Source organism: Euzebyales bacterium (assembly GCA_035461305.1).
GTDB lineage: Bacteria > Actinomycetota > Nitriliruptoria > Euzebyales > JAHELV01 > JAHELV01.
The window spans coordinates 17,672-37,091 of record DATHVN010000074.1; the positions used below are offsets into that span (position 1 = coordinate 17,672).

Below are 19,420 nucleotides of genomic sequence, written 5' to 3' on the forward strand. Positions count from 1 at the left end.
GATCGGTCGCGCGCGCGGTGGTCGTAATGCTCAGGTCGGAGCCGGGCGGGCGGTCGCGGCGACCAGCGGGTTGTGGGCGGGCGGGACCGTCTCCTCGGGCGGCGGCGGACCGGGAGGGGTGCCGTCACCGAACGGTGACCCGCCGAGCTCGTCGCGACGGTGTGGCGTCAGCCACGGGCGCAGGTCGGGGCCCGCGGGAACGATCTGCGTGGGGTTGATGCCGCGGTGCACGACGTGGTAGTGGCGCTTGATATCATCGAAGTCGATCGTGTCGCCGAAGCCGGGGGTCTGGAACAGGTCGCGTGCGTACCCCCACAGCGCGGGGAACTCGGACAGCTTCTGCCGGTTGCACTTGAAGTGACCGTGGTAGACGGGATCGAAGCGGGCCAGGGTCGTGAACAGCCGGATGTCGGCCTCGGTGATCGTGTCTCCCACCAGGTAGCGCTGGTTGGACAGCCGCTCCTCGAGCCCGTCGAGGCGTGAGAACAACCGGTGGTACGCGCGTTCGTAGGAGGCCTGCGTCCCGGCGAAGCCGCAGCGGTAGACGCCGTTGTTGACGTCGGCGTAGACGTCCTCGGCGATGGCGTCGATCTCGTCGCGCCGCTCTGGCGGGTACAGCACCGATGCGCCTGCCCGGTGGTGCTCGCGCCACTCGAGCGAGAAGTCGATCGTGATCTGCGGGAAGTCGTTGGTCACCACCGCGCCCGACGGGATATCGACGATGGCCGGAACCGTGATGCCCTTGTCGTAGTCGGGATCGCGCGCGAGGTAGGCCTCCTGCAGCCGCTCGATGCCCAGCACCGGGTCCCTGCCGTCGGGATAGGTCTCTTCGTAGTTCCAGCTGCGCTGGTCGTGGGTCGGTCCGGCGATGCTCATCGTCAGCACGTCCTCGAGCCCGAGCAGGCGCCGGACGATGATCGCGCGGTTGGCCCATGGGCAGGCACGCGCCGCCATCAGCCGGTAGCGCCCCGGCTCCACCGGGTAGCCGTCGCGCCCGTCGGCGGTGATGCGCGTCTCGATGTACCGGGTGTCGCGGTCGTAGTCGCCGGAGACCACGTAGCCGGGGGTGTCGTCGCTCATGCCGGCGACGATGCCCGACGCCTGGCGCGTCGAACCTCGGCGTGGCCGGGTCAGCGGCTGCGTCAGGCGATGTCGCGGTGTTGGGCGCCCACCAAGCCCGCGGCGACCAGCGCGGCGGCGACCGCCGTCAACCACAGCAGCGGTGCCCAGGTCAGTTCGACAGCGGGCAGTTGCGGGACGTGTGTGAAGGGCGACAGGTTGATCACCCACTGGTCGAACCGCAGCACCGCGCCCAGCTGGCCGATCAGCAGGCAGGCGACCAGCACGCCCCAGACGGCCGTCGTCAGGCGGGGCAGCAGCCCGAACAGGGCAAGCGCGATCCCCGCCAGGACCCACGTCGCCGGCAGCTGCACGAGCGCCGCGGCAACCAGTCGTGCGACCTGGGTCCCCGGCTCCCCGGTGCGGATGCCGTGGACCAGTCCCATCACCACGCCGCTGACGGCGAGCAGCAACGCGGGGCCGAGCAGAGCGAACGTCAGGTGGCTGGCCACCCACGCGGTCCGCCGAACGCGGGTCGCGAGCACCGGTTCGGCGCGCAGTGCCGTCTCCTCGCTGCGCAGCTGCAGCGCCGCCTGCGTCGCGTACACCGCCGTGACCAGTCCGAGGATCGCGAAGACCGCCGCGAGGTAGGTGTCGACGATGTCCTCCGCGCCGCCGAGCGCCTCCATGATCTGTGCCATCTGCTCGTTGTCCCCGACCAGGTCGGCGACGCCGTCGGCGAGGCTGCCGATGACCGCGCTCCAGGTGGCGACGGCCACGGTCCAGCTGAGCAGCATGCCGCGCTGCAGCCGCCATGCCAGGGCGAGCGGGTTGCGCAGTCCTTCGTCGGCGACCGCGGGTCCCGGCCGGGCGGGCAGCACTCCGGCGTCGACGTCGCGGCGCGCGGCCATCGCATGCGCCATGATGACCATGAAGGCGACGAACGCGAGCATCAGGCCGAGCACCCACCAGCGCTCGTCGCCGAAGGCGCGCAGCTGCTGGAACCAGCCGATCGGCGAGACCCATGACGGCCATGCCGACGCGCCGTCGCCGAGCGCGTCGCCCGCCGCGCGCAGGAGGAACGCGGTGCCGACCAGCCCGCCGGCGATGCCGTTTGCGGCGCGGGCGGACGTCGTCAGCTGGGCCGCGACCGACCCCACGGCGGCGAACATCCACACGATGCCGGTCAGGCCGGCGCCGAATGCGACCGCGCCGTCGACGGGTTGGGCGAGGCCGATCAGCGCGCCGGTGCACGCAAGCCCCGCGAGCGCGCCGGCCCCGAATGCGGTCGCCTGTCCGGCAGCGAGCGGCGCGTGACGCCCCACTGCGCCGGCGCCGAGCAGCTCGAGCCGTCCGGTCTCCTCCTCGAGCCTCGTGTGGCGCATCACGGTCTGGTGGCCCATCAGGCCGCCCAGGACGCCGAAGATCGCACCGATGCGCCACGCCGTGAGGCCGCCGGACGTCGTCGCGTCGAAGATGGGGCCCAGCAACGCGCTGAGCGCGGGGTTCGCGCTGACCGTCGCGGCGAACGCCTCCCGCTGGGCGACCGTGCTGTAGAGCTCCTCGAACGCCGACGTTGTGGTGACAGTCAGGACGGCCAGCCCCACGATCCAGATCGGCAGCTTGATGCGATCGAGCCGCAGTGCGAGGTGCACGAGGCTGGCGGTTCCGGTCAGCGTGGTCACAGTGCCGCCGCCTGTGGTTCGGACGCGTAGTGGCGCAGGAACAGCTGCTCAAGCGTCGGGGGCTGGCTGATGAGGCTGCGCACGCCGGAGCGTCCCAGCGCGGCCAGCAGGCCGTCGAGGTGCTCGGTGTCGACCTGGCACCGCACGTGGGTGCCGCGGACCTCCAGGTCGTGAACGCCGGGGAGCGCGTCGAGGCCCGTCGGCGGCGTGGCGAGCTCCGCGCTCACCACGGTGCGGGTCAGGTGGCGCAGCTCCGCGAGCGTGCCGGTCTCGACGTTGCGCCCATGGCGGATGATGCTGACCCGGTCGCACAGCGCCTCGACCTCGGCCAGGATGTGGCTCGACAGCAGCACCGTGCGGCCGTCGTCACGGTCCTCTGCGATGCACTCGCGGAACACCGCTTCCATCAGCGGGTCGAGGCCGGCCGTCGGCTCGTCGAGCAGCAGCAGCTCGACACCGGACGACAGCGCGGCGATGAGTGCCACCTTCTGGCGGTTGCCCTTCGAGTAGGTGCGCGCCTTCTTGGTGGGATCGAGCTCGAAGCGCTCGAGCAGACGTGCGCGCCGCGCCGTGTCGAGGCCGCCACGGAGCCGTCCGAGCAGGTCGATGATCTCGCCCCCGGACAAGTTCGGCCACAGGGCGACGTCGCCAGGTACGTAGGCCACGCGGCGGTGCAGCTCGGCCGTGTCGCGCCACGGGTCGCCCCCGAGCAGTCGCACGGTGCCGCTGTCGGCCCGCAGCAGTCCGAGCAGGATCCGCAGCGTCGTCGACTTGCCGGCGCCGTTGGGACCGAGGAAGCCGTGCACCTCGCCGGACGCGACCTCCAGGTCGAGGCCGTCGAGTGCTTGCGTTGCGCCAAACGCCTTGTGCAGGTCGCTGATCGAGATCACGGTGTCCATGCACAGCAACTTACACGCTAGTCAGATATTTGTGAAGATGTCGAATAGACTCAACCACGTCGATCCGGCGGCACGCGGGAGGTGTCGATGATGCAACGGGACGATGCGGCCGTGCGGCGCTTCATCGAGCGGTTCGCGCTCGACCTCGCGGCATCGGGGATGCCACGCATGCCAGCGCGGGTGTTCGCGGGCCTGCTGTCGACCGATTCCGGCAGCCTGACAGCGGGCGAGCTCGCCGACCTGCTGCAGGTCAGCCCGGCGTCGGTGTCGGGTGCGGTGCGCTACCTCGAGCAGCTGGCACTCGTCGTCCGCGAGCGGGAGCCGGGGTCACGGCGGGACCATTACCGGGTGGATCAGGACGTGTGGCACGAGTTGTACGCCCAGCGCGACAGACTGCTGCTGCAGTGGACCGACACCGTGCGTGACGGACGTCAGGCGGTCGGTCCTGACACGCCCGCGGGGTTGCGGTTGGCCGAGACGCTCGCGTTCTTCGAGTTCGTCCACGACGAACTGGTCGACATGAACAAGCGGTGGGAGGTGCGCCGGAGCGGGCTGCGCCGCGAATGGGGGATCGACTGACGCGCCCGCCCCCGACGCGTACATCGCCCCCCTCAGGCATGCTGAGGTCACCACAGGGCCGGGGCAGCGGCATCCGACCAGCGAGGTACGAGCCATGGCAGTGACGCTCGGACACAACCAGTACGGCAAGGACGAGATCCGCGTGGTCCGCGTGCTGCGCGACACCGACCCCCACATGCTGGTCGACTACAACGTCAGCGTGCGGCTGGTCGGCGACTTCGACGCCGCTCACCTCGACGGCGACAACAGCAGGGTCCTGCCCACCGACACCTGCAAGAACACGGTGTTCGCGTACGCAATGCGTGACGACGTCGTCATGCAGCCGGAATCGTTCGGGCTGGCGCTGGCGCGCCACTTCGTCGACGACGTGCCGGCGGTGTCGCAGGGTCGCGTCGCGCTCGAGCTGTACCCGTGGGTGCGGTTGACCCATGACGGCGCGCCCCATCCGCACGCGTTCGCCCGGTCGGGAGCGCACGTGCGCACCGCCAGCGTCACCTACGACGGCGCCACCACGTGGGTGGTGTCGGGGGTGATGGACCTGACCGTGCTGAAGACGACCGATTCGGCGTTCGAGGACTTCTCCACGGACCGCTACACGACGTTGCAGCCCGCGGCCGACCGGATCCTGGCGACGTCGGTCACCGCCCAGTGGTGGCACGGTGCCGCCAACCGGGGCTGGCAGCGGTCGTTCGACACCGTCCTCGACGCCCTGCTCGACACGTTCGCCGGCCATCACAGCAGGGCGCTGCAGCAGACGGTCTGGCTGATGGGCGAGGCGGCGCTGACCGCCGACCCCGAGATCAACGAGCTGCGCATGACCTGTCCGAACGCCCACCACTTCCTGTACGACCTCGAGAAGCTGGGCATCGACAACCCCGGCCTGGTGTTCCACGCCGACGACCGCCCCTACGGTCTGATCGAAGGTGCGGTCCGCCGCGATGGCGCACCGGACCCAGGCCCGGCGTTCGACCCGGGCCAGGGCTGGTAGGCGTGCGGGATCGCCTCCGCCGTCCGCGGCCGGCCGCCGATCGGATCTGCCCGGCGTGCACGGCCGGGTGGTCGGACCAGACCGTCGCGGACCACCTGCGGACGATGCTGCAGACGGCCTCGTTGGGCCGGACCACGCGGCGCGGACGACTACGCCAGTGGCTCGTCGTGGGCGACCTTCACCGGTCTGTCCCGCCGTGAGCGCCGGCGCAGCGCGGCGCGCAGGCGGGTGCCGGGCTCGTCGCCGGTGATGTCGTGCTGTGCCTCCCCGGTCGGACCCGTCATCAGGTCGTCGTCGACCACGTCGACCACGTCGTAGTACTGGATGTAGGTCGACACGAATGCCTGCACGGTCGCGACCACCGGCAGTGCGAAGAACGCGCCGACCACGCCGTTGATCGCTCCGCCGGCCAGGGCGGCGCCGAAGGCGACCGCAGGGTGCAGCGACATCGTCCGCGCCGTCAGGCGCGGTGCGATCAGGTAGTTCTCGAGCTGCTGGTAGATCACCGCGTAGACGACGACACCCAGGGCCGAGGCGGGGGAGACCGTCAGGGCGACCAGGGTGGGCACGGCCGCGCCCAGATAGGTCCCGACGGTCGGGATGAACTGGCTCACGACGCCCATCCACAGCGCCAGGGCGAGTGCGAACGGGACGCCCAGCACGGTGAACACGCCGTAGCTGATCACTGCACCGACAAGGGCGAGCAGGGCCCGCGAGTACAGGTAGGCGCCCATCATGTCGATCGAGATGGTCCACGCCCGCAGGACCTGACGTTGGCGGTGTGGTGGCAGCAGTGCGCACACGTTGCGCCGGACCTCGGGGCCTTCGGCGACGAGGTAGAAGCTGAAGAGCGCCACCGTGAGCGCCGCGAACAGCGTCGACGTGATGCCGCCCGCCACGCCCAGCACGCCGTCGGCGATGCCGCCGAACAGGGACACCAACCGGTTCACGAGCCCATCGACGCCGGTCAGCGACTCAGGTGCTGCCAGCTCGATGCCCAGTCGGGCCTCGGTCCACGCACTGACAGACACGATCCAGGCCGGGAACTCCGCCGCCAGCTCCACCGCCTCTGTCATGACGAGCGGGACCATCGCGCCGACCATGACGATGCCGGCGAGCGCGACACCGACCATGACCAGGCCGGTTGCGATGCCCCGCCGCAGTCCCCGCCGCGCGAGCCAGTTGACCGCGGGCTCCAGGGCGAATGACAGCAGCAGGGACACGAGCAGCAGGACGAGCAGGCCAGCGATCTCGCGGACGATCCACCACAGCGCGAGCGCGCCGCCGATCGCCGCGAGCACGTACCAGACCCGCCGCCGGAACCATGTCGGCACCAGTGCGCTGGCCGGGTCCGGCGCCCACGGTCGGCTCGAGTCGCCAGTCGGCCGGTCCGTCGTTGGCTCGCTCATCGCGGCGACCGTTCGCGGCCGTCGGTCACCATTGTGGCGGGGTCCGTTGGTCGGGTGAGCCCAGCTGCTCCGATCCGGGGGCGGTCGTCCGTGCCTGCGCACGTCGCAGGAACTCGGTGTCCTGATGCAACCGGCGCTCGAGCCGGTCGCGACGGTACGTCAGCCAGTCGATGACGCCGCGCACCGCGAGCGCGATCAGCGTGTAGACGAACATCGCGAACAGGATCGACACGTCCAGCGTCGACCCGCCTTCGATCGACTGCTGGGGGAAGATGCCGCGGAACGGCTCCATGGTGTCGGCGAGGTGGCGGTACACCCAGTGGGTGAACGGGGCGTCCGGGTTGGCGGCGAACAGCAGGAGGAAGAAGCCGAACGCAAGGATGATCAGCGACACCATCACCCAGGCGTAGGCGATGTAGGCCGCGACGCGCGCGACGGCCAGCGTCATCGCGATGCGACGCAGCGAGGCTGCCTCGTGCGCCACATCGGCCTGCGGATCCGGTAGGGGGGAGGCGGTCATCGGAATCGACTTCGATCAGCGACACGTTGGTTGAGCGTACGTGAAGTGCGGACGCGACGCACCATCGCCGGCGACCGCCCGTGACCGGCCGGGCCCTTCTCGTGGGTGATGCGTCCAGGTCACGCCGCGGCATCGTCGGTCCGTCACGCGCGGGTGCGGACGCTCGGCTGGCCGGCCCGGCGAATCGAGCGTTCGAACTCCATGCCGGCCGCGCGGTCCGGCCCGGCGCCTGCTGCCGACGACGATCTTCGACAGGATGCGGGTCAGCGCCGCGACGTCGTCGTCGGTCACGTGCGGCTCGAACAGGTCGCGCACGATCCCCTCCAACACGGCTCCGGTCCTGTTGAGCTGGCGGCGACCCGAGGGGGTGATCACGACGAGGGTCGCGCGCCGATCGCCCTCGACCCCGCGCGGTCGACCAGTCCCGCGCGCACCATGCGGTCGACGATGCGTGTTGCACCGCCCGCGGTGAACAGCAGGGCCTGGGCGAGCTCGGCCATCCGCATCGATCCGCCTGCCAGCGAGATCCGGAACAGGACCTCCTTTCGGCCAGCGATAGCCCGACCTGCTCCCTGAGCCGGCGTTCCGCCTCGCTGGCGAGCAGGTCCGCCGCCTCCACCAACGTCGTGATCGCCCATGCCTGGTCACCCGCGCTCGCCATGCATGTCCAACGTGACCTTCGTCGACGGCGACACCAGCCAGGTTCGCGCCCGCCCGAAACGCATGGGCCGCTCTGCCAGGGACGCGGACCGGCAGGGGGCCGGTGCCGGCCCGGGCCCGCACGGACCCGCGGACCAGGGCGGCAATCTCGTGGACCCGCGGCCCGGCGACGTCGGGGACCAGGCCGGCCTGCGTGCCGAGCGCGAGCTCCACGAGCCGATCGGCCACCTCGCCGGCGCCGACCGGCTGGAACCGGAACCCGGCCGGGACCGGCAGCACGGGCACGCTGGCCAGCTGTGCACTGTCAGCAGGATCAGGTCGTGGAAGTGGGTGGCGCGCAGCGTCGTCCATGCCAGGCCGGAGTCGGCCACGACCCGCCCCGCGGCGAGCTTGGATGCGAAGTAGCCGAACATCGCGCGGTGGATGCCGCTGGTGACGGGGGTCCTGTCGGGCCCCGACGACCGAGATGTGACCAGGTGCCGTGGCGCCGCTGTGCGACGCAGCCCGGACCAGGTGCCGCGCCTTGTCGTCGCCCGTGGTGCTGCCGGCGCAGGTGGACGATGATCGCGGCGCCATCGACGGCGGCGTTGATCGCCAGTGGCCAGGTCACCGGTCACGAACTCGACGCCATCGCCGCCGGTGTGGCAGCGCCGGCTGAGCGCAGGACGTCGCATCCGGCATCGCCAGCCGAGCGACGACCAGCCGTCCCTAGGGTGCCCGTGCCGCCGGTGACCAGGATGGGTATTGCCATGACGCACCCGCCGAGGTTCTCGACATCACTCGCTCCCGCCCGGGCGACGCGCAGCCACGTGTCCTGGACCGCGTCGTCAGCCTCGGCCAGCGAGCCGAGCATCCGGTAAGCCACTGCCCGCAGATGGACCCGGTGCTCCTCGAAGCGGTCCGCCAGCCATTCGTGCTCGTCCATCGGTCACATCCTCGCGTGGCCACGTCATTGAAGTGACACCACTGACACGACGGTTGTGACAAGAGCGGTTGACCACGATCGTCGCGCGCGTGTCTGACGATGCTGCGGTCACGCAACACCAGACGTGAGCAGTCCCTCGGCCACATCCCCGATCCGGTCATCACCCCCGAGGGAGCGCTCGAGCCCGACGAGGAAGCGGTGCTGGCGGACTCCGTCAGTCTCTCACTGCTCGTCGTGCTCGATGCCCTGACACCGGCGGAGCGGCTCGCGTTCGTGCTCCACGACATGTTCGAGCTGCCCTTCCACGAGATCGCCCGCCTGCTCGGTCCGTCTCCTGCGGCAGCCCGGCAGCTTGCGAGCAGGGCACGGCGGCGTGTCAACGGCGCCGAGCTGCCGAGACGTGACCCCGATGTCGTTCGGCAACGGGACGTGGTGGACGCCTTCTTCCAGGCCGCGCGTGGGGGTGACTTCGACACCCTCGTCGCACTGCTCGACCCCGACGTCGTGCTGCGGTCCGACTTCGGCGACCGGCGACCGGCGGTCCCGGCGGTGGTCCGTGGTGCGGCTGCTGTGGCGAGGCAGGCGGTCATGGGCGCGCTCCCCGCTGCCCACCTGCGCCCGGCACTGGTGAACGGGGCTGCGGGAGTTGTCATCACTGTCGCCGGACGGCCCTTCGCCGTCATGGGCTTCACCGTGACCGACGGCAGGATCGTCGAGATGGATGCGATCGCCGATCCTGAACGCGTCCGGAGGATCGCCGCGGCCGTCCTCAGCGACGACTGATGCCAGCGGTGCGTTCCCGCTCGGGCACGACCGTGATGTGAGACGACCGCGCCGTCAGGAGGTCGTCGTGCCATCGATGAGGTCCAGGCCGGTGGCGTCGCACAGCGAGGCCACGCTGCGGCCGCCGAAGGTCCGGGTCACGGTCGCGCGCCCGTCGGCGAGGTCGATGACGGCGACGTCGGTGTAGATACGGCTGACGCAGTCGAGTCCTGTGACCGGGTAGGTCAGCTCGGTGACGAGCTTCGCGGTCCCGTCCCTGGTGAACATGCGCATCATGACGAAGGTCTGCTTGGCACCGATCGCCAGGTCCATTGCGCCACCGACCGCTGGGATCGCATCCGGCTCGCCGGTGTGCCAGTTGGCGAGATCGCCGTTCACCGCGACCTGGAAGGCACCCAGCACGCACAGGTCCAGGTGGCCTCCGCGCATCATGGCGAACGAGTCCGCGTGGTGGAAGTAGGACGCGCCGGGAAGCTCGGTCACCGGGATCTTGCCGGCGTTGATCAGGTCGGGATCGACCTCGTCGTCGCGCGCTTCGGGGCCCATGCCGAGCATCCCGTTCTCGGTGTGCAGCGTGACGTCCTGCTCGGGGGTGAGATGGTCCCCGACCGTGGTCGGCATGCCGATGCCGAGGTTGACGTAGGCCCCCATCGGGATGTCGGCCGCGACCAGTTGCGCCAACTGCTGACGTGTCAGTGGCTGGGTCATGCGTCCTCCTGCCGCATGTCCGCTGTCCGCTGGTGCGGATCATGTGTCACCAGCACCCGGTCGACAAAGATCCCTGGTGTGACGACGGCCTCAGGGTCGATGCCTCCGACGTCGACGACCGCGTGCACCTGGGCCACGGTGCTGCGCGCGGCGGTTGCCATGATGGGCCCGAAGTTGCGGGCGGTCTTGCGGTAGACCAGGTTGCCGGCGCGGTCAGCGCGGTGCGCCTTGACCAGCGCGACGTCTCCGCGGATCGGATACTCCAGTACGTGGTCGGTTCCGTCGATGCGACGGGTCTCCTTGCCCTCGGCGAGCAGCGTGCCGTACCCGGTGGGCGTGTAGAACGCGCCGATGCCGGCTCCGGCGGCACGGATCCGCTCGGCGAGGTTGCCCTGCGGCACGACCTCCAACTCGATCTCTCCGGCGCGGTATGCGGCGTCGAAGTGCCAGGAGTCGCTCTGCCGGGGGAACGAGCAGATCATCTTCCGCACACGGCCCAGCTCGATCAGCCTCGCCAGGCCCTCGTCGCCGTTGCCGGCGTTGTTGTTCACGACCGTCAGGTCGCCGGCACCGTGGTCGATCAGCGCGTCGATCAGCTCGACCGGCTGCCCGGCGGTGCCGAACCCGCCGATCAGCAGGGTCATCCCGTCCTTGATGTCGGCGACCGCCGCCGCCGGGTCCTCGGTGATCGACTGACGCACCGGCTGCTCCTCGGTCGAGGGCCGAACATTGTCGCGCCCCGCGAGGCGCGACGCAGTTCGCTGCGGCGTGCCCGGTCCGGGCTGCGGCGTCCTCGCTGTGGGCGCAGCGCGGCTCATACTATCCACGGGGCCGTCGCCCCCGACCCGAGGAGCCTGCGCCATGCGTGATGCTGTGATCTGTGAGCCGTTGCGCACCCCGATCGGTCGGTACGGCGGATCGCTGAAGGACGTCAGCGCGACCGAGCTCGGTGCGACGGTGCTGCGGGAGATCCTGCAGGGCACCGGCCTGGACGGCGAGGTCGTCGAGGACATCGTCGTCGGATGCGCCGGGCCGTCGCCCGAGGCGCCGGCGATCGGTCGGGTGATCGGGCTGGACGCTGGCCTGCCTGTCGCGGTCCCCGGGCTGCACGTGGATCGGCGGTGCGGTTCGGGGCTGCAGGCGGTGCTGTACGCGGCGATGCAGGTCCAGGCCGGAGCGAGCGAGCTGCTCGTGGCCGGCGGCGTCGAGTCCATGAGCAACGCGTACTACTACTCCACCGACGTGCGGTGGGGTGCGCGGGGCCGGCCCAGCCAGATGCACGACCAGCTCGGCCGTGCCCGTGTCACCGCCGGCGGGGCGTCCTTCCCGATCGCGGGCGGCATGATCGAGACCGCTGAGAACGTGCGCCGCCAGATGGGGATCAGCCGGGAGGACCAGGACGCGTTGGCGCTCATGTCCCATCAGCGCGCCACGGCAGCGCAGCACGACGGGGTCTTCGCGGAGGAGATCGTGCCGGTGGCCGTGCGCACCGGCAGGTCCGAGACCGTCGTCGACACCGACGAGCACCCCCGCGCCGACACGTCGCTGGAACGTCTGGCCGAGCTCACGCCGATCATGCACGGTCAGGACCCGAAGGCCACCGTGACCGCCGGGAACGCCTCGGGTCAGAACGACGCGGCCGCCCTGTGCGTCGTGACCACGCCGGAGGCGGCCGAGCGGTACGGCCTGACACCGCTGGTGCGCCTGGTGTCCTCGGGTGTCGCCGGTTGCGATCCCCGCACGATGGGCCTGGGCCCGGTCCCGGCAACGACGACGGCACTGGAGCGTGCCGGGCTGACCCTGGCGGACATGGACCTGATCGAGCTCAACGAGGCGTTCGCGGCGCAGGCGCTGGGGGTGCTGCGCACGTGGGGCCTGAGCGACGACGACCTCGAACGGGTCAACGTGCACGGCTCCGGGATCTCCCTCGGTCACCCCGTCGGGGCCACCGGGGCGCGAATCCTGGCGACGCTGTCGCGTGAGATGGTCCGGCGGAGCGCGCGCTACGGCTTGGAGACCATGTGCATCGGCGGCGGTCAGGGCCTGGCCGCGGTCTTCGAGCGCGTCTGAGCGGTCGCGGCCGACGTCGACATGGCCGAGTTCGGCCACAGCTTCTCAGCGACTGCCGGGCAACCCGCGCAGCCGCGCGCCGGACTCGGCGGGCCGTCCGAACCTGCCGACATCGCCGGCAACCGTAACGCCGTGAGAGGTTTTCTGGTCGGCAGCTGTCAATCTGTTCGATCCTGTTCGTTCGTCGAGGGCCAGCAGCTCGTGCGGGCCTGCCTGCGCCGTGACCTGCCGGGCCTCTCCAGCTCCAGGCGACGGTCAACGCCGTCCACGCTGACGCGGTCACGTTCGCCGACACCGACTGGCCGCAGATCGTGGCGCTGTACGACCACCTGTACGCGCTCGACCCCAGCCCGGTCGTGGCACTCAACCGTGCCGCCGTGGCCGAGGTCGACGGACCCCGGGTGGGCCTGGCGCTCGTCGATGCCCTCGATCGCCTCGACCGGTACCACGCCTTCCAAGCGGCCCGCGGCGAGCTGCTCGCTCGCTGCGGCGATGTCGAGCAGGCCCGCGAAATCCTGCTGCGCGCGGCCGCGCTGGCGCCCACCGGTGCCAGCCGCGAGCACCTGCGCCACCGCGCCGACCACGTCGCGCGTCACCAGCTCGCCGACCCTCTCCCACGACCGTGACGAGGCCTCCGACGTCTTCAACCACAGCAACGGAACTCAGGCCAACCCACTGAGCACGGGGAGCGGGGCTGCGAACCTCCGCTCCGCTGCGCCAGTTCGAGACGTCGCTGCCACCCCGTCCCGCGTCATGTGACCGCAGGAACCAGGTAGCCGGCGATCGTGGCGATGGTGACGATCGCACCCACGAGTGCAGCGAGCACCCGCCGGTCGAGCAGACGGCCGAGGATGGTGAGCTCCGGGAGGTTGACTCCGGAGCCGGCGATGATGAGCGCGACGAGTGCGCCATCGCCCATGCCCTGGTGACGTAGCGCGGCGGCGATGGGCAGGAACGCCTCGCCGGAGACGTAGAGTGGTGCACCGAGCAACGCGGCAGCGGGCACGGCGACGAGGCTGTCGGGTCCAGCGACCGCGACGACTGCATCCTGCGGGACCACGCCGGTGATGATCACCGCCACGACGGCGGCGATGACGAGCGGCACGGCCATCTCGCGCAGTAGATGCCGGGCGTGGACGGCGGCATGGCCGGCTTCTGCCGGCCACCCTCGCCACGGCGTCCGATCGGTCACGCGGTCCGGCTCGCCGACGACATCGCCTGCACTCGTGTCGACGGACGATCCGACCGGCGCCACCGACCCCCGGCGGATGCGCGAGCCGGTTCGGGCCCCGATCCCGGCGGCGTCCGCCAGCAGGGCGGCGGCGAGGATGCCAGCGCCGGTGATGGCGGTGTAGGCGATCGCGACCGCCGGTCCGAACACGACTGCGAGCGCGACGGCGATCAGCGGGTCGAGGACGGGTGCCGCGAGCAGGAACCCGGTCCACGCCGACGTGCGGACGCCGGCGTCGAGCATGGCGATGAGCACCGGAATCGCCGAGTAGGTGCAGAACGGGGTCAAGAAGCCCAGCGCGACACCCTTCGTGGCACCTGCCAGCCGGGTACCGCCGAGCAGGCGCCGCAGCCGGTCGAGGCCGAGCCGCCTGGCCGTGAGCTCGACGCCCCCGGCGATGACGAGGAACAAGGCGACGAGCTCGACGACCAGCCACGCGACGCCGACTGCCGCGGTGGCACTCGATGAGGACATGACCGCGTCAGCCGTGCCATGGCGCGGCCGCGAGCGGGTCACCGACAGCGCGGGGCAACCTGCCCATGACGACATCCGCGGCCGCGGGGAACGAGGTCAGGCAGTCGTCATTGATCCGGTAGTGGCTGGCCGTGCCAACGTGATCGACGAAGACGAACTCCAGGTCCGCCAGGCGACGTAGGTGCGCCGAGACGGTCGACTGGCCGACGCCGACCGCGGCGACGACCTCCCCAACCGTCAGTGGCCGTCCAGTGCGGGCCAGCAGGTGCAGGATCTGGATCCTTGTGGCGTCGGCAAGGCACCGGAACCAGCTCGCGTACACCTCGGCAGATGGCCGGTCAAGCACGCCAATCCTCACTCTTAATCGTTCATCGACGATGAAAGATTAATACCGGACGCGGCTGCCCGCAACGCCTGGATGCGCCGGGACGGCGACGGCGGAGGCGAAGCTCCTGTCGCCTCCGCCGTCGAGCGTCGCCGAGAACAGCAGTGTCTGACCGTCGTGCGCGGTCCGGTTGAGCAGCCGCCGCACCTCTGGCAGCCATCTCGGCCATCCGATCGGCCTCATCGAGCACAACTGTCCGCACATGACCAAAATTGATGTGTTGCGTCGCACCAGATCAGCGAGCCGGCCAGGGCACGCGACGGCGATGTCGCACCGACCCTGAGCCGCCGCCGGTCGCGCGCGATGTTCGTGCCGCCGTAGAAGGTGGCGACTGAACGGCCGCGCACATCCGGCAGCGGCTGGAGCACCGCGGCGATCCGCGCAGCGAGCTTGCGCGTCGGCACCAGCACCAGCGCGCTGGAGCACCCGGGAGTGCTGCTGGTGGCGCGCAGCAGCCAGCGGAAATCGAGAAGGCGAGGGTGTTGCCCGCACCGGTCGTGCACGCCCGCAGAGACCGCGGCCCGTGATGGTGTCGAACAGCGCAGCTGCCTAATCAGACGGGAAATGCAGCGGTGATGCCGTCGCGGCCGAGCGCCTCGTAGAGATCGCGGGGCACGCCGACTGGGCAGAGGTTGTCATGACTGGTCTCATGTTCTGCCGCCTGACGCGGCGATGTCGTGTCTCGCCAGCGACCCGGTCGGTCGTGCCGGTCGGGACGGACCGCCGCGATGCCGGTGCATGGCGACCCGTGTCCGTCGGACCAGCACGCCCCCAGTCGAGACAGTCAGCGACGATTGAGGTTGGGCGCCTTTCGGGTTCGGCCCGCCGGTGACGGGGCCATGCGGCGCGCATGTCTGGACGACGCGATCAACGGGCCGTCTGCATTGCGCGGCCTACCGATTTCACCGCCTTCTGCGCGGGGCCTGTGGTCACCCGCACCCGCAGGCAGCGCGGCGGCTCACGAGGTCATGCGACGCTTGAGGATCGCGATGTACGCGGTCCTCGGCGAAGGATCGGTGGGCGCGTCCGATCCGGAGGCCGGGTGCTCGTCGCGAACCGTGTCGAATGCGAGCAACTGCCAGCCTTCGGCACCCCACTCGTTGAGCTTGCGCTGCAGTCCCTCGGCATCCGGTAGGCGCGCTTGGCGCCGCCACTCCATGCCGAACACCTCGACACGGTGCTCCCATCGATCGTCCATCTCTCCGACTCCCTGCATCATTCCCTGCGACAAGTCTCTCATGGCCGCGAGATCCCGACGCTACGCTGACCAACGGACACACCATGACGCCACTCGGGTGCACTCCAGACCGGAGCGCCAATGGACAACACGACAGCCGCGAGTCGGCAGCGTCTGGCCGACTACCTCTACGAACAGGCGCGCTGGCGGGACCTTAACGCAGAAGAGCACCCCGACGACGATCGCAACCGCCGAAGTGCCGATGGCCTCCGGTCCCTGGCCAGCCACGTCCACAACCTCGACGACGACGACGAACGGCTGTTCGTACTCGCCGCGCTCGACGCGGACCACGACGACGCGTTCCGGCCGGGCGTCGAGGCCGAGCGGCTCACCCGGCGGTTCCACTACGACCTACGCAACGAGAGCCCGGACGCCTGGTTCGAGCGGTTCATCGACGCCCTGTCGCGTGACCGCGGAACGCGCCATCAGTAAGCAGGTCGAGGCTGTCTCGTGTGCGACCGGCGGCCCTGAAGCAGGCGCCAGGGGACCGTCGGACGAACGGTGTAATGAGCGTCGGCGGTGTCATGCGGTTGCGGGGAATGCGCCCTTCGAAGGTTAGCGCGAAGGTGTTCAGGCGGGCCGCCAGCGGTTCATCCAGCGTTGGCGTCCTTCCCGGTCGGATCGAGGCTTCTGACGACAAGAGAAGAAACTCGCCGAGCCGCTCTTTGGCCGCCTGCTCGTCGACCGCCGTGTACAGCGGCCGCACGGCGCGCGCCATGGCGTCCCAGTCCTTGCGGGACGCCCGCTTAAGGTGTGCGGATCAGGTGCCGCACGCACGTCTGGACCACCGCCAGCGGCCAGGTCGCGGTGATCGCATCCGGCGGGCCCGGTCAGCCCGTCGCACACCACGATGCACACGTCGGTGGTGCCCGCGGTTCTTGATCTCCTTCAGGACCTGCAGCCCCAGAACTTGGCGCCCTCCCCACCGGCGCCGACCCACAACCCGAGGATGTCGCGTGGCCCGTCGACCGTGACCCGATGAGGTGTACACGGGCCGGTTGGTGACCTGCCCGTCGCGGATCTTGACCACGATCGCGTCGATGAACACCGTCACATGCCGTGTTCGCGGAGGTGGGCGACGACGGACCGCCAACGGTCGCGCTCGCCTTCGCGGAGGAGCCGAAGGCGGGCGACGGAGTCACGCAGCAGAGCGGCACCGAGATCTACGTCGCACCGGAACTCGTTGACACGCTCGCCGACCACGCGCTAGACATCGAACACACCCCCAACGGTCCACAGCTTGCCCTTGTGCCGCAACGTGACGTGGAGCAGTAGGCCTCCGGCACGGTGCTCCGTCGCACTGATCCGCGCTCGGGCCTGATCAGCCGCGACGCCTGATCCGCTCCCTCTGAAACGCCGGGTGAAGCGGATTCCCGGTCGTCGCCGACCGGGCAACGGGTGTCAGGCGTCAGGACGCGGCCGCTCGGATCGATCAATTCACAGGGGGCCACCGTCTGAAGGGGTAAGCGCGTTACACTGGAGGGCTCTCCGCCCGCTGGGAGCGCGCTGGAACTGCTGAGGGCCGACACGACACGGGTCCCGGTATTCGTTCGCCCGCGACGCCAGGGGATCGACGACACCTCGGAGCAGCCATGTTGCGCACACGGACGTCGATGAACGAGCTCTCGTCCGACGAGTGCCTCGATCTGCTCACGACCCGCCGGCCGCGCGTCGGACGGCTGGCGTTCGTCGACGCCGGCGGGCCCGTCGTCTTCCCCATGAGTTACATCGCCGACGGCAACCTCATCTACTTCCACACCGCACCCGGCAGCACCCTGCTCGCTGCATTGGAGATGCGGCAGGTGACCTTCGAGATCGACCATGTCGAGAACGTAGCCGAGCCGGGAACACCACCGGCGCGGGAGCAGAGTTGGAGCGTGTTGGCCTTCGGTCGTTTGCGCACGCTCACGGACGAGGACGAGCTTGCCCAAGTACGTCGGTCGCGACTTCGACCGTGGGCAGATGACGAAGACTCCTACTACCTTCGCATGGACGTCGCAACATTGGCCGGCCGCCGCTTCCTCTGACTGACCCCTGATCCGGAGTCGCTCCCCCGTGTCGTCATCAACTGGTGACGCTCGGGTGGTGTTCTGGGTTCTGGTCCCCACCGGGCTCACGCGTGGCCCTTGCGGAATGAGACTTCGGCTACCTCGATGCTCGTGGAGATGGTCTCGGCGCCGCATCTGTGGCGTGAGGACTACAAGCCGATCTCGACTGGCGGGCGACGGGCATTGTGGCGGGCCAGGCTGCGGAGTCGCGGTCCTTGTGCAGGGTGCCATTCGTGCCCGGTGACTGGTCGACGGCGAACGCGTGGCCACGACGCTGTCCGATGGCGTCGATCCAGGCGCGGTCGTGGGTGGCGTAGATGCGGGTGGACAGTCGTCCGCGGGACAGGGCGACGTAGGCGCGTTCGGCGCTCGCCGACGCGGAGGGTGTGAAGAAGGCTGTCGTCGATGGTGGCGCCTTGGGCGGTGTCGACCGTGCGGGCGTACCCGTAATCGACGTGCTTGCCGGCGTACTCGGCGGGAGAGTCACGCGCGAGGGTCAGTCTGGGGTGCGGTCGCGGCGTCGAGTCCGATCGTGATTCGGCGGCGGTTGGCAGCCCTGACGTGGCCGGTCATGCCGTTGCGGACCGCGATCGTTGTGCCATCGGGCCGGTGTGTCGGGGTTGCGGCACAGGACGATCTCGTCCCTGACGGCGAGTGTGATGGCGCGGTGGTCGTGGGGCTGCAGGAAGACGCGTGAGCGTCTGGCGACGTCGCCGCGGGCGACGAGTTGGGCGCGGGCCAGCCGGTTGAGTGTCGGCGACGGTGACACGTTCGGTGGCGAGCATGAGCACCTGGTCGCCTGCGAAGCGTCAGCCAGTCATCAACCATCGCCGCCCACGCGTCGTGGTCGGACGCCGCGCCCTGCGCGCGGAGCAAGGCGACTGCTGCCGTAGGTTGGTGGTCGCGGAGGAGTTCGGGGGGCGTCGCGATGGACCGGGTCGCGGAACCGGTGATTCTGTCCGAGGACGGCCGAGCCGCTGAACGAGGGCGTAGTGGCCACCGCCGACATCGACCGACGGGATATGGCAGGTGATCGCCGACGTCGACGACCTTGCCGTCGACCGCATCGACGGCGCGCTGCGGAGCGAGACGGCTGCGGGTGGGGTCATGGCCTCGTAAGGACCACCACGACACCCTTGGGCAGCGTGCGTCGGCCGTGTCGAGGTTCGGTGAGGAGTCGATCGACGGTGGAGTGGAGGCGTCGCTGATGCCACGTGGTGGGCCGGACGGAGATATATTGATAGATGTCGATGTGCTATCCTGCCAGTACATCGACGCTCGTCAATGTATCGGGCATACTGGGGACATGACGACGACGGACGAACGCGTTACCGCCGACTGCTGCGTGCCGCTGCTCGACGCTCCGATCACCGAGACCGATGCGCAGCAGATGGCACAGCTGTTCAAGGCCCTGGCGGACCCGGCCCGGCTGCGGCTGTTGTCGCTCATCGCGGCGCGGCCTGCGGGGGAGGCGTGCAACTGTGATCTCGTCGAGCCGGTTGGCCTGTCGCAACCGACGGTGTCGCACCACCTGAAGGTACTGCACGACAGCGGGCTGCTGGACCGGGAACGGCGTGGTCAGTGGGTCTACTACCGCGTCCGCCGCGACCAGCTGGAGATGATGCGCTCCGCCCTGGCGTAGGCCGATCGGTCGGCTCGCCACCCTGCAGCACGGCGCCCCAGGTTATTGATGAACGTCGATGCGTGCGCTACCTTCGATATAGATGAACGTCGATGCGCCCCTAGGCGCAGGAGTGGCA

General features: G+C 70.0%; 24 protein-coding genes. 10 read left to right on the plus strand and 14 right to left on the minus strand.

Annotated elements, in window-relative coordinates:
• Nucleotides 1-30: 30 nt before the first annotated feature.
• From VK923_06840 to VK923_06850, 3 genes are all read right to left on the minus strand, one after another.
• On the minus strand, nucleotides 31-1,080 hold the full coding sequence (locus VK923_06840) for a glutathione S-transferase C-terminal domain-containing protein (GenBank protein ID HSJ44378.1): 1,050 nt from the start codon (nucleotides 1,078-1,080) through the stop codon (nucleotides 31-33).
• Nucleotides 1,081-1,142: 62 nt separating this feature from the next.
• Nucleotides 1,143-2,744: a hypothetical protein gene (locus VK923_06845; protein ID HSJ44379.1), complete on the minus strand. Its 1,602-nt coding sequence runs from the start codon at nucleotides 2,742-2,744 to the stop codon at nucleotides 1,143-1,145.
• On the minus strand, nucleotides 2,741-3,643 hold the full coding sequence (locus VK923_06850) for an ABC transporter ATP-binding protein (protein ID HSJ44380.1): 903 nt from the start codon (nucleotides 3,641-3,643) through the stop codon (nucleotides 2,741-2,743). The genes VK923_06845 and VK923_06850 overlap by 4 nt, the downstream gene beginning before the upstream one ends.
• Nucleotides 3,644-3,730: 87 nt before the next feature.
• On the opposite strand from VK923_06850, the gene VK923_06855 reads away from it, so the two are divergent.
• Both VK923_06855 and pucL read left to right on the plus strand, forming a co-directional pair.
• Complete coding sequence (locus VK923_06855; protein ID HSJ44381.1) at nucleotides 3,731-4,222, plus strand: MarR family transcriptional regulator; 492 nt, start codon at nucleotides 3,731-3,733, stop codon at nucleotides 4,220-4,222.
• A 94-nt stretch (nucleotides 4,223-4,316) separates the two neighbouring features.
• Nucleotides 4,317-5,210 (plus strand): urate oxidase, encoded by an 894-nt coding sequence (pucL, locus tag VK923_06860; GenBank protein ID HSJ44382.1) that lies wholly within the window; start codon nucleotides 4,317-4,319, stop codon nucleotides 5,208-5,210.
• A 149-nt stretch (nucleotides 5,211-5,359) separates the two neighbouring features.
• On the opposite strand, the gene VK923_06865 is transcribed toward pucL, so the two are convergent.
• From VK923_06865 to VK923_06875, 3 genes are all read right to left on the minus strand, one after another.
• The gene (locus tag VK923_06865) at nucleotides 5,360-6,619 is read right to left on the minus strand and encodes an AI-2E family transporter (protein ID HSJ44383.1); all 1,260 of its coding nucleotides are present in this window, start codon (nucleotides 6,617-6,619) and stop codon (nucleotides 5,360-5,362) included.
• 25 nt (nucleotides 6,620-6,644) lie between these two features.
• Entirely contained in the window at nucleotides 6,645-7,139 is a 495-nt protein-coding gene (locus tag VK923_06870; protein HSJ44384.1) for a hypothetical protein, read from the minus strand.
• A 371-nt stretch (nucleotides 7,140-7,510) separates the two neighbouring features.
• Complete coding sequence (locus tag VK923_06875) at nucleotides 7,511-7,777, minus strand: MarR family transcriptional regulator (protein HSJ44385.1); 267 nt, start codon at nucleotides 7,775-7,777, stop codon at nucleotides 7,511-7,513.
• 25 nt (nucleotides 7,778-7,802) lie between these two features.
• Between VK923_06875 and VK923_06880 the strand changes: the two genes are divergently transcribed.
• Nucleotides 7,803-8,204 carry a hypothetical protein gene (locus VK923_06880; protein ID HSJ44386.1) on the plus strand — a complete coding sequence of 134 codons (402 nt, stop codon included), beginning with the start codon at nucleotides 7,803-7,805 and terminating at the stop codon, nucleotides 8,202-8,204.
• Nucleotides 8,205-8,412: 208 nt separating this feature from the next.
• Here the strand turns inward: VK923_06880 and VK923_06885 are convergent, their stop codons facing one another.
• On the minus strand, nucleotides 8,413-8,724 hold the full coding sequence (locus VK923_06885) for a sigma factor (protein ID HSJ44387.1): 312 nt from the start codon (nucleotides 8,722-8,724) through the stop codon (nucleotides 8,413-8,415).
• 99 nt (nucleotides 8,725-8,823) lie between these two features.
• Here VK923_06885 and VK923_06890 point away from each other — a divergent pair, with 99 nt between their 5' ends.
• Complete coding sequence (locus tag VK923_06890) at nucleotides 8,824-9,507, plus strand: sigma factor-like helix-turn-helix DNA-binding protein (GenBank protein ID HSJ44388.1); 684 nt, start codon at nucleotides 8,824-8,826, stop codon at nucleotides 9,505-9,507.
• A 54-nt stretch (nucleotides 9,508-9,561) separates the two neighbouring features.
• On the opposite strand, the gene VK923_06895 is transcribed toward VK923_06890, so the two are convergent.
• Together VK923_06895 and VK923_06900 are read right to left on the minus strand one after the other, a co-directional pair.
• The gene (locus tag VK923_06895) at nucleotides 9,562-10,215 is read right to left on the minus strand and encodes a 3-oxoacid CoA-transferase subunit B (GenBank protein ID HSJ44389.1); all 654 of its coding nucleotides are present in this window, start codon (nucleotides 10,213-10,215) and stop codon (nucleotides 9,562-9,564) included.
• On the minus strand, nucleotides 10,212-10,916 hold the full coding sequence (locus VK923_06900) for a 3-oxoacid CoA-transferase subunit A (GenBank protein HSJ44390.1): 705 nt from the start codon (nucleotides 10,914-10,916) through the stop codon (nucleotides 10,212-10,214). The genes VK923_06895 and VK923_06900 overlap by 4 nt, the downstream gene beginning before the upstream one ends.
• 160 nt (nucleotides 10,917-11,076) lie before the next feature.
• Between VK923_06900 and VK923_06905 the strand changes: the two genes are divergently transcribed.
• Both VK923_06905 and VK923_06910 read left to right on the plus strand, forming a co-directional pair.
• Nucleotides 11,077-12,285, plus strand: a complete 1,209-nt coding sequence (locus tag VK923_06905; protein ID HSJ44391.1) for an acetyl-CoA C-acetyltransferase — start codon at nucleotides 11,077-11,079, stop codon at nucleotides 12,283-12,285.
• Between the two features lie 311 nt (nucleotides 12,286-12,596).
• A complete protein-coding gene (locus VK923_06910) occupies nucleotides 12,597-12,911 on the plus strand; it encodes a hypothetical protein (GenBank protein HSJ44392.1) in 315 nt (104 codons plus the stop codon).
• Nucleotides 12,912-13,036: 125 nt separating this feature from the next.
• Here the strand turns inward: VK923_06910 and VK923_06915 are convergent, their stop codons facing one another.
• From VK923_06915 to VK923_06930, 4 genes are all read right to left on the minus strand, one after another.
• The gene (locus tag VK923_06915) at nucleotides 13,037-13,990 is read right to left on the minus strand and encodes a permease (protein HSJ44393.1); all 954 of its coding nucleotides are present in this window, start codon (nucleotides 13,988-13,990) and stop codon (nucleotides 13,037-13,039) included.
• A gap of 7 nt (nucleotides 13,991-13,997) precedes the next feature.
• On the minus strand, nucleotides 13,998-14,336 hold the full coding sequence (locus VK923_06920; protein ID HSJ44394.1) for a metalloregulator ArsR/SmtB family transcription factor: 339 nt from the start codon (nucleotides 14,334-14,336) through the stop codon (nucleotides 13,998-14,000).
• Nucleotides 14,337-14,554: 218 nt separating this feature from the next.
• Nucleotides 14,555-14,878: a hypothetical protein gene (locus VK923_06925; protein ID HSJ44395.1), complete on the minus strand. Its 324-nt coding sequence runs from the start codon at nucleotides 14,876-14,878 to the stop codon at nucleotides 14,555-14,557.
• A gap of 455 nt (nucleotides 14,879-15,333) precedes the next feature.
• Nucleotides 15,334-15,573, minus strand: coding sequence for a hypothetical protein (locus VK923_06930; protein ID HSJ44396.1), 240 nt, complete (start codon nucleotides 15,571-15,573; stop codon nucleotides 15,334-15,336).
• 120 nt (nucleotides 15,574-15,693) lie between these two features.
• On the opposite strand from VK923_06930, the gene VK923_06935 reads away from it, so the two are divergent.
• Nucleotides 15,694-16,044, plus strand: a complete 351-nt coding sequence (locus VK923_06935) for a hypothetical protein (GenBank protein ID HSJ44397.1) — start codon at nucleotides 15,694-15,696, stop codon at nucleotides 16,042-16,044.
• On the opposite strand, the gene VK923_06940 is transcribed toward VK923_06935, so the two are convergent.
• A complete protein-coding gene (locus tag VK923_06940; GenBank protein HSJ44398.1) occupies nucleotides 16,001-16,330 on the minus strand; it encodes a hypothetical protein in 330 nt (109 codons plus the stop codon). The genes VK923_06935 and VK923_06940 overlap by 44 nt on opposite strands.
• 341 nt (nucleotides 16,331-16,671) lie before the next feature.
• On the opposite strand from VK923_06940, the gene VK923_06945 reads away from it, so the two are divergent.
• The 3 genes from VK923_06945 to VK923_06955 all read left to right on the plus strand — a co-directional run bounded on the left by VK923_06945 (nucleotide 16,672) and on the right by VK923_06955 (nucleotide 19,302).
• A complete protein-coding gene (locus VK923_06945) occupies nucleotides 16,672-16,887 on the plus strand; it encodes a hypothetical protein (GenBank protein ID HSJ44399.1) in 216 nt (71 codons plus the stop codon).
• A 317-nt stretch (nucleotides 16,888-17,204) separates the two neighbouring features.
• The gene (locus VK923_06950) at nucleotides 17,205-17,639 is read left to right on the plus strand and encodes a pyridoxamine 5'-phosphate oxidase family protein (GenBank protein ID HSJ44400.1); all 435 of its coding nucleotides are present in this window, start codon (nucleotides 17,205-17,207) and stop codon (nucleotides 17,637-17,639) included.
• 1,327 nt (nucleotides 17,640-18,966) lie between these two features.
• Entirely contained in the window at nucleotides 18,967-19,302 is a 336-nt protein-coding gene (locus VK923_06955; GenBank protein ID HSJ44401.1) for a metalloregulator ArsR/SmtB family transcription factor, read from the plus strand.
• Nucleotides 19,303-19,420 lie beyond the last annotated feature (118 nt).